17 protein-coding genes are annotated in these 15,504 nt (G+C 40.8%); 12 read left to right on the forward strand and 5 right to left on the reverse strand.

Translation table 11 applies throughout. The features are described 5' to 3' along the window. Window positions 1–32 precede the first annotated feature (32 nt). Entirely contained in the window at window positions 33–389 is a 357-nt protein-coding gene (locus LJD61_RS14395) for a helix-turn-helix domain-containing protein (RefSeq protein ID WP_255228249.1), read from the reverse strand. A 204-nt stretch (window positions 390–593) separates the two neighbouring features. Between LJD61_RS14395 and LJD61_RS20820 the strand changes: the two genes are divergently transcribed. From LJD61_RS20820 to LJD61_RS14420, 5 genes are all read left to right on the forward strand, one after another. Continuing rightward, a complete protein-coding gene (locus tag LJD61_RS20820) occupies window positions 594–770 on the forward strand; it encodes a helix-turn-helix domain-containing protein (protein ID WP_255228301.1) in 177 nt (58 codons plus the stop codon). Between the two features lie 110 nt (window positions 771–880). After that, the gene (locus tag LJD61_RS14405; RefSeq protein ID WP_255228250.1) at window positions 881–1,210 is read left to right on the forward strand and encodes a YhdT family protein; all 330 of its coding nucleotides are present in this window, start codon (window positions 881–883) and stop codon (window positions 1,208–1,210) included. Between the two features lie 16 nt (window positions 1,211–1,226). Next, window positions 1,227–2,729 carry a sodium/pantothenate symporter gene (gene panF / locus LJD61_RS14410; RefSeq protein WP_255228251.1) on the forward strand — a complete coding sequence of 501 codons (1,503 nt, stop codon included), beginning with the start codon at window positions 1,227–1,229 and terminating at the stop codon, window positions 2,727–2,729. 84 nt (window positions 2,730–2,813) lie between these two features. Next, window positions 2,814–4,412, forward strand: a complete 1,599-nt coding sequence (locus LJD61_RS14415; RefSeq protein WP_255228252.1) for an N-acyl-D-amino-acid deacylase family protein — start codon at window positions 2,814–2,816, stop codon at window positions 4,410–4,412. A gap of 299 nt (window positions 4,413–4,711) precedes the next feature. Then, a complete protein-coding gene (locus LJD61_RS14420; protein ID WP_255228253.1) occupies window positions 4,712–5,674 on the forward strand; it encodes an ornithine cyclodeaminase family protein in 963 nt (320 codons plus the stop codon). Window positions 5,675–5,736: 62 nt separating this feature from the next. On the opposite strand, the gene LJD61_RS14425 is transcribed toward LJD61_RS14420, so the two are convergent. Both LJD61_RS14425 and LJD61_RS14430 read right to left on the reverse strand, forming a co-directional pair. Then, a complete protein-coding gene (locus LJD61_RS14425) occupies window positions 5,737–6,069 on the reverse strand; it encodes a hypothetical protein (protein ID WP_255228254.1) in 333 nt (110 codons plus the stop codon). Window positions 6,070–6,334: 265 nt separating this feature from the next. After that, window positions 6,335–6,733 (reverse strand): carboxypeptidase regulatory-like domain-containing protein, encoded by a 399-nt coding sequence (locus tag LJD61_RS14430; RefSeq protein ID WP_255228255.1) that lies wholly within the window; start codon window positions 6,731–6,733, stop codon window positions 6,335–6,337. A 246-nt stretch (window positions 6,734–6,979) separates the two neighbouring features. On the opposite strand from LJD61_RS14430, the gene LJD61_RS14435 reads away from it, so the two are divergent. Further along, on the forward strand, window positions 6,980–7,462 hold the full coding sequence (locus tag LJD61_RS14435; RefSeq protein WP_255228256.1) for a DUF3794 domain-containing protein: 483 nt from the start codon (window positions 6,980–6,982) through the stop codon (window positions 7,460–7,462). A 141-nt stretch (window positions 7,463–7,603) separates the two neighbouring features. Here the strand turns inward: LJD61_RS14435 and LJD61_RS14440 are convergent, their stop codons facing one another. Together LJD61_RS14440 and LJD61_RS14445 are read right to left on the reverse strand one after the other, a co-directional pair. Further along, the gene (locus LJD61_RS14440) at window positions 7,604–8,041 is read right to left on the reverse strand and encodes a hypothetical protein (protein WP_255228257.1); all 438 of its coding nucleotides are present in this window, start codon (window positions 8,039–8,041) and stop codon (window positions 7,604–7,606) included. 62 nt (window positions 8,042–8,103) lie between these two features. Then, window positions 8,104–8,574 carry a hypothetical protein gene (locus LJD61_RS14445; RefSeq protein ID WP_255228258.1) on the reverse strand — a complete coding sequence of 157 codons (471 nt, stop codon included), beginning with the start codon at window positions 8,572–8,574 and terminating at the stop codon, window positions 8,104–8,106. Window positions 8,575–8,857: 283 nt separating this feature from the next. On the opposite strand from LJD61_RS14445, the gene LJD61_RS14450 reads away from it, so the two are divergent. From LJD61_RS14450 to LJD61_RS14475, 6 genes are all read left to right on the forward strand, one after another. Continuing rightward, complete coding sequence (locus LJD61_RS14450; RefSeq protein ID WP_255228259.1) at window positions 8,858–10,831, forward strand: SPOCS domain-containing protein; 1,974 nt, start codon at window positions 8,858–8,860, stop codon at window positions 10,829–10,831. A gap of 11 nt (window positions 10,832–10,842) precedes the next feature. Further along, on the forward strand, window positions 10,843–11,505 hold the full coding sequence (locus tag LJD61_RS14455; RefSeq protein WP_255228260.1) for a hypothetical protein: 663 nt from the start codon (window positions 10,843–10,845) through the stop codon (window positions 11,503–11,505). 13 nt (window positions 11,506–11,518) lie between these two features. Next, window positions 11,519–12,658 carry a glycosyltransferase family 4 protein gene (locus tag LJD61_RS14460; protein WP_255228261.1) on the forward strand — a complete coding sequence of 380 codons (1,140 nt, stop codon included), beginning with the start codon at window positions 11,519–11,521 and terminating at the stop codon, window positions 12,656–12,658. A 104-nt stretch (window positions 12,659–12,762) separates the two neighbouring features. Continuing rightward, window positions 12,763–13,314, forward strand: coding sequence for a phosphatase PAP2 family protein (locus tag LJD61_RS14465; protein WP_255228262.1), 552 nt, complete (start codon window positions 12,763–12,765; stop codon window positions 13,312–13,314). Window positions 13,315–13,399: 85 nt separating this feature from the next. Further along, entirely contained in the window at window positions 13,400–13,978 is a 579-nt protein-coding gene (locus tag LJD61_RS14470; protein ID WP_255228263.1) for a 5' nucleotidase, NT5C type, read from the forward strand. Between the two features lie 109 nt (window positions 13,979–14,087). Then, the gene (locus tag LJD61_RS14475) at window positions 14,088–15,452 is read left to right on the forward strand and encodes a PhoH family protein (protein WP_255228264.1); all 1,365 of its coding nucleotides are present in this window, start codon (window positions 14,088–14,090) and stop codon (window positions 15,450–15,452) included. Window positions 15,453–15,504: the final 52 nt, after the last annotated feature.

Genomic DNA, 15,504 nt, shown 5'->3' on the forward strand with positions numbered 1-15,504 from the left:
AAAAATAAAAGCCTTCTAAATGACTTTGTTTGTTATCTGCTATGATTTTTTATCATTTCCTCCATCCTGCCAATGATGATGCCTTTTTCCAAATCTGATAATTGGTTAAATAAGCAAAGAAGATTACGTTCTTCTACGGAAAGTTTTATATTACTATCAAAGAAATCACTTTTACTTTCATTAAGGCTTTCACCTAGCAACAACCAGTCTGTAGAAACGTTAAAATGTTTCGCTAATTCAATAATAATGTTTAAGCTTGGTTTGCGTTCGTCATTTTCATATCTGCTGAGGTTATCAAAATTAAGAAGTTCCATCAAATCTTTTTGAGTCAAGTTATTCTTTGTTCTCAAATAAGTGATTCTTTTTCCAAGAGAATCAAGCTGTACCACTGCTATACCCCCATAATACAAATTGTATGTCAATTTGACAAAATGACCTTGACAATATGTCAATATGACATTAGAATATTAATATAACCACTTTTTATAATTTTATCATATATTTGATTTTGTGTACCACTGTTATACTCTCGTTTTTATTTCAGATTTAGAGGAGGGAAGACTAATGGGAATGCATGTAATAAAAAATTTGGAATAGAGGTAAAGAAAAAGCTTGTGGAATTGCAATTAACACAAAGAAGATTAGCTAAAAAAGTAGGTGTTAATGAGAATTATTTGACAGATATTTTAAACGGAAGGAGGTCAGGCAAGAAATATAAGAGCAAAATATTGCAAGCATTGGATATCATGAATCAAAGCAAATCAACATAAAATTTTTCACTTCAATACAACTGAATTATCTGAGAGCATATCACTGCATGGCATGAGACATTTTGTTTACTACCTTTTTAATCTGTATATTTGAAAGGGGGTTTTTGTCAATGAAAAAGGAAGAATATTATGATACCAATTATGATTTTAAGGAAATTGAGATGGATGAGCGCTTTATTATTTGTGAAAAGGAAATGAAGCTGGTTTTTATTATTCAAATTTTATTCACAGTTTTATCAGTTGCGGCTGCATACCTGTTAGGCAGAGGAAATCCTGAGGATTATACATATATCATGGGCCTGCCCGCATGGTGGTTTGCTGTCATATCAATAAGCCTGATTTTCTTAGGGACAGTAATTTATATTACTAAGTTCATACTTGTTGATATGGACTTAGGAGATGAAGGGACAATAGAGGAAAAGGTAAAAACTAAAATTTAGAAATGGAGTGAATATAGTGGCAGTTGAAATCAGTTCTAATGCTCGTATGTTTATAATCATCACTTTTATAATTTATTCCATGGTCTTGATTGGTATGGGTTTATATTCTAAGCGGTCAATGGATAAGACATCTCTCGACAAATATGTTGACGAGTTCTATACCGGAGGACGCGGCATGGGTGCATTGGTAGTTGCATTGATGGTTGCTGCGTCTTTATGCAGTGCGGGCACATTTCTTGGGGGCCCCGGGCTTGCGTATAGTGTCGGTTTGACATGGGTGATGGCTGGATTTTCTCAAAACTTTATGAATTTCACTGTTTTGGGGGAGATCGGCAAGAAAGTTGGAATAGTTTCGCGCAGAATAAATGCTCAATCATATCTTGACTTATTTTCTTCTCGTTATAATGGCAACAAGTTTATTGCTCTCTTTGGAGTTTTAGCGATCATACTTTTCTTAGGAAGTTATGTGGTTGCCCAATTTATAGGCGGAGCAAGATTGTTTGAATCTATGACAGGGCTGCCTTATATAGTCGGGTTGATTCTATTTGCAGGAGTTGTACTTATAACCGCAGCATTAGGCGGCGTGAAAGGCGTGGCAATTGCCATAGCATTTCAAGGTATAGTGATGACAATAGCAGTTGTCACTCTATTTATAGCAACTTTAATGCATTTAGGCCCATTGGAAATAGTTTATGAGAAATTGATCCATATTGACCCGAATTTAGTGACTCCATGGAATTGGAGTCCTGCATATCAGTTTTCTTTATGGATTGTTTATGGACTTGTATATATAGGCCTTCCTCATGGAGCAATGGGGACTCTGACTTATAAAGACACAAAAGCTATGCATAAGGCAATTATTATAGGCGTTTTTTTCGTTACACTGTGGACTCTAATGCTTATTTGGACAGGCAGCTTAGGTCGTACTATATTTACAGACATACCGGTCCCGGACCAAATAATTCCAAGTATCGCTATGACTGTTTTACCTCCATGGTTGGCAGGGTTAACTTTGGCGGGAGTTGCTGGGGCTATCCAGTCAACAGTAGGCTCTATGGTTATAGTAATAAGTTCAACATTTATTAGAAATGCTTATCAAGCATTCATCAATCCGAAAGCAGATAGTAAAAAATTAAAGAAAGTAACCATTTTTGCTACAGTGCTGATTTGTATCGGCATATTTCTGGCAGCCATTAAACCGCCGGCCGCTTTGCAATACTTCATAACATTTGCAATAGGAGGTCTTGGTTCGTCATTCTTTTGGCCGTTACTACTGGGCATTTATTGGAGAAGGGCAAATGAGTATGGTGCAGCGGCAGGGATGGCCGGAGGGATGATAACCTACATTCTTGGTGCCAGCAATATCCTGCCGATAACTATGGGCATGAATGCTATTTTTATAGCTTTAATAGTATCGGGTATTTTAACAGTTGTTATAAGCTTAGCGACGCGTAAACCGCCTAAAGGAGTGGTCATGATCTGGTTTGGCAAAGCATATCCAAAGAGCATTGCCGATTAATTCATATTGGATTATGGATTTTATCAAATGCTGGTGTGTATATAACATACCGGCATTTGATAAAAATGATTGAGGAGTGATTTTGTGCTATATTTTGATTTACTCGTAATGAATGGAAAGATTGTGGATGGAACCGGGAATCCATGGTTTCGGGGAGATATAGGGATAAAGGACGGCAAGATTTCCTTTGTAGGGAAGCTGTCAGGAGAATATATTGCCGATGATACTATAGACGCAGAGGGGCAGGTCATCTCTCCCGGGTTTATTGACTGCCATACCCATTCTGATTTTGTACTTTTACGTGATCCGGAGATGTCAACTAAGTTAAAACAGGGAGTAACAACACAGATGATCGGTCCCTGCGGAATAAGTGCAGCACCAATAAGCAGTGATAAGGTTGCCTTGTTGGATAAGTATGCAGGCTTTGCCAAAGCAGGTGTGGAACCCGAGTATAACTGGGAGTCCTTGGGCGAATTTTTAGATGTGATCGATAAATTGCCGCTTGGGACAAATATCGGGGCATATGTTGGTCATGGTACTGTTAAGATCAATGTAATGGGTTTTGATTCAAGAAAGCCCACCGGAGCAGAGCTCAAGGAGATGAGAAATCAGGTAAAACAGGCCATGATAGATGGTGCATTTGGACTGACCACCGGGCTTATTTATCCTCCCGGATTGTATTCAGAACCCGAAGAGATTGAGGAGATTGCTAAAGCTTTAAAGGAATTTAACGGTGTTTACCTTTCTCATATGCGCAACGAGTCAAAGAATCTGTTAAAATCTGTTCAGGAGACTATCAATGTAGGAGAAAATGCCGGCATTGCTGTTCAGGTGCACCATCATAAAGCCATGGGCATAAAGAACTGGGGCATTGTAAAAGATTCTGTAAAATTAATCGAAGAGGCGAGGCAGAGAGGAGTCGATGTTACCATTGACCAATATCCTTATACTGCATCCAGCACCACATTGAGAGCATGTCTTCCCATATGGGTGCATGAAGGCGGAATAGAGAAGATTATAGAAAGGCTTCAAGAACCATCTATAAGGGCACGAATAATTGAAGAAATCAATACGGGCGATGACTGGGAAAATTTCTACCAGCATAGCAACGGAGCGGAAGGAGTGCTTATTTCATATACACCGGAGACCCCTGAATATGAAGGAAAAACTCTTCTGGAAGTCAGCAGGATGATGCATAAGGAGCCTCTGGATGCGCTTTGTGATATCATTGTTGCTAATAAAGGTTCGGATACTGCTTGCTATTATATGATAGGTGAGGACGATATCAAGCATATAATGAAGAGTCCATTTACGATGATAGCTTCCGATTCTATTCCGGCAGCTCCCAGGGCGAAGTGCCATCCGCGCACTAATGGGACTTTCCCAAGGGTCCTTGGTAAGTATGTAAGAGAAGAAAAAACTTTGTCTTTAGAGGAAGCTGTAAATAAGATGACTTGCTTCCCCGCAGCCAGATTCAATATTTATAATAAGGGTATTATAAAAGTTGGTATGGATGCTGACATTGTTGTTTTTGATCCGGATACAGTAATTGATGGTGCAGATTATGAAGACCCATTCAAAGATCCCGTTGGAATTGACTATGTTATCGTAAACGGGAAGATAGCCATAAACGACGGAATTTATACCGGCAATGCAGCAGGCAGGGTAATAAGGAGAGTATAGAAAGATACCGGCAAAGGCGGGGCAAGGGGGACAGGCAGTCCTTTTTGCCCCGCCTTTATATAAACTGTTTTGCCGTTTTGATACAGAATAATTGAAAAATATGACATTTTAAGATGAATTTGTACAAGCTTTGGAGAATATAAGAGAAATACTCAAATGTATTTTTTTTACTGATAAGCCAGCCGGATCATGGATAACGGCGGCTTCTTCAGCAAAAAAAGTGCTACGGCGGAGAGCGAAGCGTAAGATGCTTTATTTTCCGCCTGAAGCCATAAATCTATAAGGAAAGGAGGGATAATGTGATTTACCTAAACAAAGAAGATATTCTAGAGAGCCTTGCATCATATGAAGAGATAATGGAAGCTGTAGAAGATGCCTACAAAGCCTATGAAATCGGGAACTATAAAATGCCTTCCAGACTTCGTGAGGATATGGGACAGAACGCACTGCTGCTCATGCCCTGCATCAATGCTCAAGGCCTCGGTACAAAGATCCTCACCGTATTTCCGGGCAATAGTGCAGCGGACAAGCCTGCCATAGACGGAGTTATGATATTGAACGATATGGCAACGGGAGAGCCTACAGCCATCATGGATGCAAAGACTTTGACAGCTTTGCGCACAGGTGCGCTGGGAGGAGTTGCCGTCAAATACCTTGCAAATGACAAAACGAACACCGTAGGGGTCATTGGCGCAGGCACCCAGGGCTTTTATCAGGCTGTTTTTGCCTGCAGCGCAAGGAAGGTAAAAGTCTTGCGCGTATATGACAATAGGCCGGAGGTCATGGATAGCTTTATAGGAAGGGTCAGGCCAGAGATACCTTATGATGTGGATATAAGATACTGCCAAAGTGCAGAGGAACTCCTGACAGACTCTGAGACAGTCATCACTGCCACTAACTCCAATAGGCCTGTGATCCCTGATGATGAAGAACTGCTAAAAGGAAAATGCTTTATAGGCATAGGGTCTTTCAAACCGAATATGAGAGAGTATCCGGAAAGCCTTTTTAAGATCTGCCGGCATGTATATATAGACACATACCATGCCTTGCATGAGTCCGGAGACCTGATCACGCCCATCAATGAAGGATGGATCAAAAAAGACAGGATATCTCATTTCGGAGAGCTGATAAATGCAAAGCAGGGCAAAAGCGTGGATACAATATTGTTCAAAGCAGTGGGCATGGCCTTGTTTGACCTTTTTGCAGCCCAGAGGATATTTGAAGCTGCGAGAGAGAAAGGGATAGGACAGGAAATCAAATAAATATCAGGCAGATATGAAGCTGAAGCAGGGCTGACAGCCCTGCTTCACTGGCAATTAAAGAACTAAAGTTCCTCTAGAGGGGCGACCGGTTCATCAAGAACACGATGCTCAGGCTCGTAATAGAATACCTTGACAACATAGTCAACCTTTGACTCAACACCGAATAAAAATTGACCGCATTCATCGGTAAAGGTAAATGTAACAGGGATAAGCTCAAGGGGATTATTGGGTTTTTTGATAAACAGCTTGACCAGAGCACCCTTTACCGGAGTGTCATTCGGGAATTTTACAACACCATGGATAGCGGCCCTTTTTTCAGGCTCCAGAGTAATGCAGATGTCTTTTTCTTCGTTTCCAGTCAATTTAAAATTATATTCTTCCAGTTTCCAGCCCACAATTTCACCACCCTTCTTATGTATCGAAGGATAAAGCTACAACTGGCGGACTCTTAATACTTAAATATTTTTATAAAAGGTGAAAGAAAGGGCAGCTCTATATTGCGGGTTCCTTTAAATGATCTTTTTAAAATAATCACTCCTTGCTGCTGTTGTAAATAGGAAATTTACAAATGGGCCTACAATATAATATGAAATTAGAAAGTGTATGTGATTAAATTCTTAAACAAAAGGAGTGCATAAAGGCTTAGAGTTTTGAGGCATATCATGATTCCACTGCTTCAAAAAAATTATCCTTTGGAACAGCTTCAGGGTGGTTGTCATAATGTTCATCCTGATAGGCAGAGGGTTTTATTATAACAGGTACGATTTTGACATTGTCGTACCATACCTTGATGAGATATCTTTTATGGGGTATCAGGGAACCAAAAATAAATTGGCCGCATTCATCGGAAAATGTATATATTAATGGCTTTAGTGAGCATGGATTGCAGGGATCTGAGATTTCAAACAGCATGACAACTGCATCCTTTACCGGCTTGTCATCGCAATCCTTTACAATACCGTGAACTACGCTTCTCGGCTCGCGTTGAAGCTTAGCGGTGAGTTCGAGCTGTTCATTTTCTCCGGGGCATATTTGATACTTAGAAATACGATAACCCATGATTAACCTCCTAATAAATTCTATTGCTCATAAATGATATAGGAAAGCCCGCTCATCTTTTATGATTTATAATCAAAGTCAAAACATATACAAGGCTTCATATCAGATGCGGCATCAATATAAAATATTCTTCGGGCAGATAATATATCACCATAAATATAAATAAATTGATATAAATAACAGGTAAAAATTATTGCTTATAAGCATATTGTTTATAGATAATAAAACATGGGGGGGCAGTCCTATATGGTGAATCATGTTAATGATCTTATTGAATATGCCGGAATAGCAGATGTATTTCCGCATCACCCGACAGCCTTTAAACAGTTCAGTGTTCAGGAGACCGTGTGCCTTCCGATAGCCAAACCAAATATCGAGCAGATCATAAAGGTCATGGCAGAGCTTGCAATTACAAGTACAAGGGTAATCAGGACTCCTGGTGCTGCAGAGAACCCGGCAGTATCACTGGAGGGCCAAAGATTAACAGGCTGGAAGCTGATCGTTGAGGGAGAGGTAAGGCAAAAGATAGAATATGTTGCAGATGAGCCGTCCCAGCCTGTTTATGCTGCACATTTTAATATGCCTTTTTGCACCTTTATTGTTTTAGGGGGGGATTATGCGGCGGGAAGCCCTCTGATTGTGACAGGGTATATTGAGGACATATTTGCCAAGCAGATAAATAAGAGATGCATCTTCAAGAATATAACGATCCTTGTCACAGCGGAATAAAAAGGGGCCGCTGCTTTTACATCATACGACTTGAATCACTTAGCTATTCGGTATACTCCTGAAAATTGGATAAGGTATCTCGACTGAGATGGAACCTTACCCAATTTCCTTGGAGCCTTTTTTCCTATAAGGTTATTATTATCAAGGATTGCATAAGTCGCTATTTTCCTCGATAGTTCTTTCGTTTCCACTGCCGGCTTTGCTTGCGATCACTATAAGCCTGGTGTTTTCGTTATCCGGACTAAGCTCAAACTCATAAACGCCAAAGCGATCAGTTGTGGTGTGCGCAACTCTGATATACTCGATGCTGCCGTCCTGAGGAACAGGTTTTAGAAGATTTACAAGGGCGTTCTCTACAGCGTGGCCGTAACAATCCTTTACCTGCCCCCAAAGCTTTATGGGGTTTTCCCAATTATCTTTATTTGCTTCCAGTCCTGCTGCATTTTCGTTTAATCTTCTCCTGCGCATTTTTTTACGTCTGCGTTTTCTGACATTCAATTTTTTGAGTGAATTCAGACTTTCAGAGGTATTCAGTGATATGCCGATATATTGGATAAGGTCCTTTACAAGATTGGGCATACACTCCTCCTCCATAAACAAAATTACATTGAAGGGCATTGGGACAATTTAGAGAACAAAGATTAGCAGCCGCACGGTTCCTCCGGTTTTTCTTGACGATCGGCGCATGGATTGCATTTGCCGCCGCCTGTATAAATGACTCTTTCATTGCCTTTGGCGGCTTTGCTTACAATCACTCTGAATTTGTTGTTGTTTTCATCCGGACAGATATTAAACTGGTAGAAACCAAGGCAATCTGTCGTTGTGTGTGCAACTCCAACGTATTCAATCTTTCCGTATTTCCAAATGGGCTTTAAAAGCTTTACAAGTGCATCTTTGACAGGCTTTCCCTCACAGTCCTTTATTTGCCCCCATAATCTTATGCATCTTTCCCTGTCGACGACGATATCGGCTCTTACCTCACAATCATTGGGTCTGAGCTCGACATCGATAGCATTTCCCTTGACATTCTCACATGGTTCTTTCTGGTAATCCTGAATGGAATCATAATCAGGATCTTTCCGGGATTCATGAGTGTAAACAGTAGTTGACATAAAGTCCACCTTTCTTTAATAAAATTTAATAGGTTGTATAATTGTCCCTTTGCATTACTAATATATATAAAAGCTAAAAATGTGTTACTGAAATTGGGACATATTATAAAAATCATGAAATTGCTTCACATCCCAAGTGATGTGGAGCATCATGTAAAAGAGAATGCATAAATTATTGGCAATATAAAGCTTGAATGTGAATATATGGACGAGAATAAATCATATAATCTTAGTAGTCAAATAGGTTGTTTGAGTATTAGCAGTTGTTATAGGAGGGCACGCCGTGAAAAATCTTCTTGATGATTTGATTGAAATCATTGGAATAGATGACGTTATTCCCGAGCAGTCCGGAAGCTTTAAGCAGCTTCAAATCCAAGAAACCTTCAGCATTCCGGAGAACAAGCCGGAGGCGGAGCATATACTTAGCATAAGGGTAAATGCGGAGATAACCGGAACACAGATCATAGAGACCCCCATAGCCCAGTCCAATGAGGGGCAGGTACTCTTAGGGAAGAAAATAATTGTGCAGGGAAAGCTTATCCAAAAAATTGAATATGCAGCTGATGTGGAAGGCCAGCCTGTACATACGGCAGAGTTTGAAAAGCTTTTTTCGGATTATATCGTTTTGGATGATGATATAGATTGCAGCAGCCCTGTGATCGTCACTCCCTATATCGAAGACATATATGTAAAGCTCATCAGCAAAAGGAAAGTATTTAAAAACATTGTGCTTCTCATAAATGCAGCTTCATCTGCATTCAATTTGGGGTCGGGTAAACCGGATGAAAAGAGAAAGAAAAGCTTGGCGAACCGATATGAAATATCGAAGTACTATAAATGCAATGTAAAAGAGGAAAGGTGTTTCACCCAATTTGTTTTAAAGGAGAAAATAGAAATACCCAGGCCGAAACCCGATATTGAACAGATAGTCACTACGATCATTGACCCCGAGATCCTTTCGATGAAAGTGATCAATACGATAAAGGGCAGATCCCGGGAGGGGCAGAATCTTTCGGGAAAGAAGATAATTGTTGAATTGAAGATAAAGCAGAAGATACTGTATGCAGCAGACTTGATATGCCGGTCCATCCACGGAGTTGAGAAGGAACATTATCAAAGCGTTTATGTTGTGGTGCCGGAGCGGATCGAAGGGACGGATATCGAAGCTTTGCTCAGGAATAAACTCCTTCAGCCCAAGATAACCGTTGAAGATGTCTTTGCCAGGAAGGTGGATGAGCGCAAAATATTCAAGAGCATAGTGCTGTTCCTTGAGTTTGTATATATCCCAAGCTATGAGATCTGCTACTCATATCAACATAGCTCCTCTGGGAGCAACTTGTTTGTTGCCTATGAAAACGGCCGGCATGCTCATCAAATAACCTATGACGACGATCATAAGAATATAAAGCCGAAATGGTCGCCCTCAGGCCAGGAAATAGCCTGCCTGTCGGATTGCTTGGGAAAATTCATGCTATGCCTTATAGACCCCGGGACCTCATCAAAAAGAGTGTTCACCCAGGCCGGAATTTTTGAAGCAATAAGCAGTTATTGCTGGTCGCCTGACGGAGGGAGGATCATATTCTCAGCCGTTAAGGGCATCAGCAAGGAAATATATTCAATGGACGTCAGAGGCTCAGAATATGAGCAGATCACCTGGGGAAACGGACTGATAAAAAGCTTTAGACCCGAATGCTCGCCTGACGGGAAGAGAATGGCTTATATCAGATCGACAAGCAATATATTAAATATTTGGATTTCGGATGCAAAGGGTCTTGACAGCAGTCAGATAACGGCCTGCGGCTATATTAAGGACTTTGATTGGATGGATGATGATAAGCTCGTTTTCATATCGGGCAAGGGGAATAAGCAGGATGAAGCGTCTGTGATAGATATAAACAGCTTGGAGGCTGAAAGGATTTTTACAGGCTTGGATATATTCGCTAAAAAGCTTATCAGGATTTCTCCGGATAATCAATATGCAGCTCTTATCGGAGCGAAGAGCAATAAAAATGACGTCGATGATGTTTACTTGTACGAATTTAAGAACAAATGTGCAATCAATATTACAAAGAACTTCTGCACAACCAAAATCAGTGACCTGGCCTGGGGAATAGATTCAAATAAAATATATTATGTTTCGGATGAATTGGGGTATTGCAACATTTATTCGATATCATTAAGGGACTTTTGCAAGAAACAGCTGACCAATACCACCGCAGCAGATATTCAAATAAGCTACAGGCCGAGGATAAGGTGAGGGATTGTCTTATGGGGATAGTTAGAAATTTTATTGATATCATCGGAATAACACCCGAGAGTGAGCTGCCCGGTGTGAATCGCGGGGAGATAATAGAGTATTCGGATCATGAAACCATTTTTATACCTGAACAAAGGATAAAAATAGAATCCATATATCAGATAATGATAGATTTGGAATTGAAATCAGAAAGATTGATCAATGCCCCTCAGGGTAAAATATATGTTCTTGACGGGGTAAAGAAATTGAAGATAATTTATACCGATAAGGATGGGGAAGGTAAAGCCAAAATATTGAACCTGGAAAGGCCCTTCAATACATTTATGGATTTGCCGCAAGGCGCATGGATCGAGAATATAAAGCTTTTTATAGCCGATGCTTATTTTCAATTGCTGGATGAAAGAAATATATATAGCTATTGCCTTTATATGATCGATGCTCGATATAATGATGGCGGAAGAGGGAAAAAGGGTGCCTACATAAGAAGCTTTTCTAAGGATGTTCCTAAAGATTCTGAGTTTTTCGAGTTCGAAATAAAAGGTGACGGAATCGATAAGGGAGATTATAAATACAGCATCGCTGATGAGGTATCCCTGGCAAAGGAATACGGCAAAAATACAAAGGCTGACATGATCACCGGCTGCGATATGAGCTTAGACTCTGAGTTTCTATGAAAGGGATGAGGGGATGAGAATATGCATTGACGGCATCGGCGTAACGAAATTGCATGGAACAGGCTTATACACCTATACATGTGAGCTGCTCCAAAATCTGTTTGAAATGTATCCTCAGCCGAGCTATGATCTGATATGGGACGAGTCTTCCCATATAGACGGATGGGAAAACACCGGGAAAATAAATTTCTTTAATCTAAGCAAGAGAGATGAGTTAAATGGTTTAAAAGCCATCAAGGATCATATCACAGGCAATAAAATAAATTTGTTTCACTCCCCAAACAATGGCTTGAGCATTCCGCCGGATGGAAAGGGAAAGAGTGCGTGCAAATATGTTATAACAGCCCATGATCTGATCGCATTTACTATTCCCGAAATGGTCGATGAGAAATATTTAAACAGGTTTTTGCAGACTTTCCCAAAGGCTGCAGAAGAAGCGGACAGAATAATTGCCGTTTCAGATTCCATAAAGGAACAGCTTGCCAATGTCCTGGCTCTGCCCAATGACAGGATAGATGTCATATATCCCGGCTGTTCAAGCCAGTTCAGCCTTATGAACAAAGAGCATTGCATGAAGTTTTTAAAGGATAATTATCATATTCAAGGTGACATAATATTATTTGCGGGCAGCGTACATATTAGAAAAAATCTTGAAACCTTGCTCAGGGTATTCAGAGAAATAAAAATGAGCTTTAAAGGTTTAAAGCTCGTGCTTGCCGGCAAAGTTGACGGCAAGAGGCAGGAATATTATCTGGAATTAAAGGGCCTGGCAAAGGACCTTGGGATAGAAAATGAGCTGATTTTTACGGGAACTGTAGAATATAAACACATGCCGTATTTTTATAATGCATCAAAATGCGCTGTGAACCTTTCAGACTATGAAGGATTCCCGATGACTGCAATCGAAGCCATAAGCTGCGGAGTGCCGGCCATATGCAGCAATACGGCATCCTTTATTGAGACGGTGGGCGATAAGGCTTTGCTGGTGAATGCAAAGCAGGAAAAAGAGGTTAAGTACGCGATTTTGGAAGCTTTGAACAGCGGTGATGATTCAGAAGCTTTAATAAATAAGAGCAATAGGGTTAAAAAGGAATTCAATTGGAACAGAGCGATAAAGGATCATGTCAGATTATATGAATCGCTGCTTTCTTAACTCCGGTGACAGGCATAAAGTTTTACATCATGTTAATACATATTTAACATGAACATGATATCCTAAAATTAGCATGAAGGCGGAGATAGGAAAGAGGTGAGACTATGGGCAAAGCATTTCGTTATATCCAGAGAGGGGATATAGCCGTATTTTATATGATCAATGATAGAGCAAAATGCAGGGCTTTGGATCTGATAATGCCTGCTGTCACGCATCTGGGCGGTGCTGTGGTCAGCATAGGTCTTGCGGCAGCGGCGCTGATGCTTGGCAGGGCCGGAGAATTGAATTATGGATGGAATTACGGGTGGAATATAAGCATATCGCTCGCATTTAGCCATCTGCTGATCCATTGCATCAAAAAGATTGTCAACAGGCCCCGGCCAAATATTTCTCTATCCAGGGTCAATACATTTGATATTTCATTATACGACTATTCTTTCCCATCCGGACATACCACTGCTGCTTTTTCCATTGCGGCATCCATTTCGCTCATTTTTCCCCAGCTTGGGATATATCCCTTTGTACTGGCCGGATTGGTAGGAATGTCAAGGATATACTTGGGGGTTCATTACCCTACTGATGTTTTGATAGGAGCGCTGATCGGAACAGCCTCCGCATTTTACACCAATTATTTCCTGCCTATTATCTACCTGTAATACACAATAATTTAAATAATTTTAATACGGATTTAATATGCTCTTAACCTTATGAAGTTATGCTTAAAAACAAGGAGGTGCTAAATTGAAGGACTTAAACATATGCATCGATATCGACGGCACAATAACTGAAGCATACTATTGGCTCGACATGTGCAATAGATATTTCGATAAAAACATCAGCGAAAAGGATGTGACCGAATACTATGTCCACAAAGTGCTGGGCGTTTCTAAAGAGGACTATGCTGAATTCTATGAAAGGTATAAGTTTAAGCTGCATTGGGAGCAAAAGATAAGACAGGATGCCAAATCATTCATCAAAAGGCTGAGCTTGCTCCATAATATTTACTTTGTCACAGCAAGGGATAAATGCCTTACGATGCTCACACACGAATATTTAAGAAAAAACGGGATTCCCTATGACGGTTTATTCGTTCTGGGCAGCCACTATAAAGTAGATACAGCAAGGGAGTTGGACTGCGACGTATTTGTTGAAGATAACTACGAAAATGCAATCCAATTATCTTCCTCAGGCTTCAAAGTCCTGCTGATAGATGCCAACTACAACAGGGGGCCTTTGAATGACAATATCACAAGGGTAAAAGAATGGAATGAGATTTATAGGATTATTGACGGGCTGTTATTACAAAGCGAAGCAATGTAATAACAGTTTGTTTTTAAAAAATATAGAAGCTTAACAAGAAAAAATCGTGCTTTACCAAAGCATAAGAAATATATTATGAATTTTCAGATCAGAAAGTGGAGGCTGTAGGATGTTAAAGAATTATGTGCTGGATACCAATGTACTCGTCCATGATCCGTTGAGCATATATAGTTTCTCGGATAACAATATAATCATTCCCCTATTGGTCATCGAAGAGCTGGATAACCTGAAGAAGCGGGATGGAATATTAGGCTTCCATGCCAGGAACGCCGCAAGAGAAATCAACAAGCTGCGCCAGAGCGGAAACCTTCTGGAAGGAGTAAAGCTTCCCGGAGGCGGAACTCTCAGGATTGAGATGGATCATATGAATGCCGATTCAATGCCGGACGGCCTTGATCTTTCCAAAAATGACAACAAGCTGCTGACCATTACGTGGAACCTTCAGCAGAAGGATAAGGATATACCTACCATCATGGTCACGAAAGACGTATATATGTCCATCAAGGGCAACAGCCTGGGCATCAGGGTTGAAGATTATGAGAACGACAAGGTGACAGTTGATGAAATTTATAAGGGATATCTGGAGGTAAAGCTCTCCAGTTCAGATATCGAAAAGATTTATGGCAATGGCCTGAAGCCCCCGAGAAAAATCAAAGAACCCCTATATCCCAATCAATTTTTGCAGATCAAGAGCGTTGATAATACAAGCCATGAAGGCCTTGCAATTTTTGACGGCAAGAAGATCGTACCGCTGAAATATGCCAACAGCAGCGCATGGGGCCTTACTCCGCTGAATATGGAGCAGAAGATGGCTTTTGAGCTCCTCATGGATAATAACATCCATTTTGTATCCCTGGCGGGGGGTGCAGGCTCGGGCAAAACTATCCTTTCCACGGCAGTGGCTCTCCAGAAAGTTATAGAGGAAGGCGTTTTCAGAAAGATAATATTTGTCAAGCCTGTAGTAGCTGCAGGCAATGATATAGGCTTTCTGCCGGGCACCGAGCAGGAAAAGCTCAAACCATGGATGGGCTCCTTTTATGACGCGGTAGACAATCTTTTCGGCACCAGGGCAAAGAAGAAAGAAAAATCATCAAAGGGAGATAACAGCGTTAAATCCGGTTTTTCTGTGGAAGGCTTTATAGACCAATACAGGGAGCAGGGCGTAATAGATATGAAAACCTTTAACTACATGAGAGGAAGGACCCTCTGCGATTCCCTTGTAATTGTGGATGAAGCCCAGGAGATCACACCCCACTTGGCAAAGCTGATGCTGACACGGGCGGGCTTCGGCTCCAAGTTCGTTTTTCTTGGTGATCCGACAGATAGCCAGATCGATAATGTATTGGTTGACGAGCGTTCAAACGGGCTGGTTTATACCATAGAAAAGATGAAGCAGTTTGAAATCAGCGGACATGTAACCTTGAGCAAGGTCGAAAGAAGCCCGTTGGCCAAGATTGCGGAAAGGTATATGTAAGAGCATATAAGAATTCAAACGCCGTTGACACAGAACGCGGATGCGCCTATCT

Source organism: Lutispora saccharofermentans (assembly GCF_024363565.1).
In the GTDB taxonomy this organism is placed as follows: Bacteria; Bacillota; Clostridia; order Lutisporales; family Lutisporaceae; genus Lutispora; species Lutispora saccharofermentans.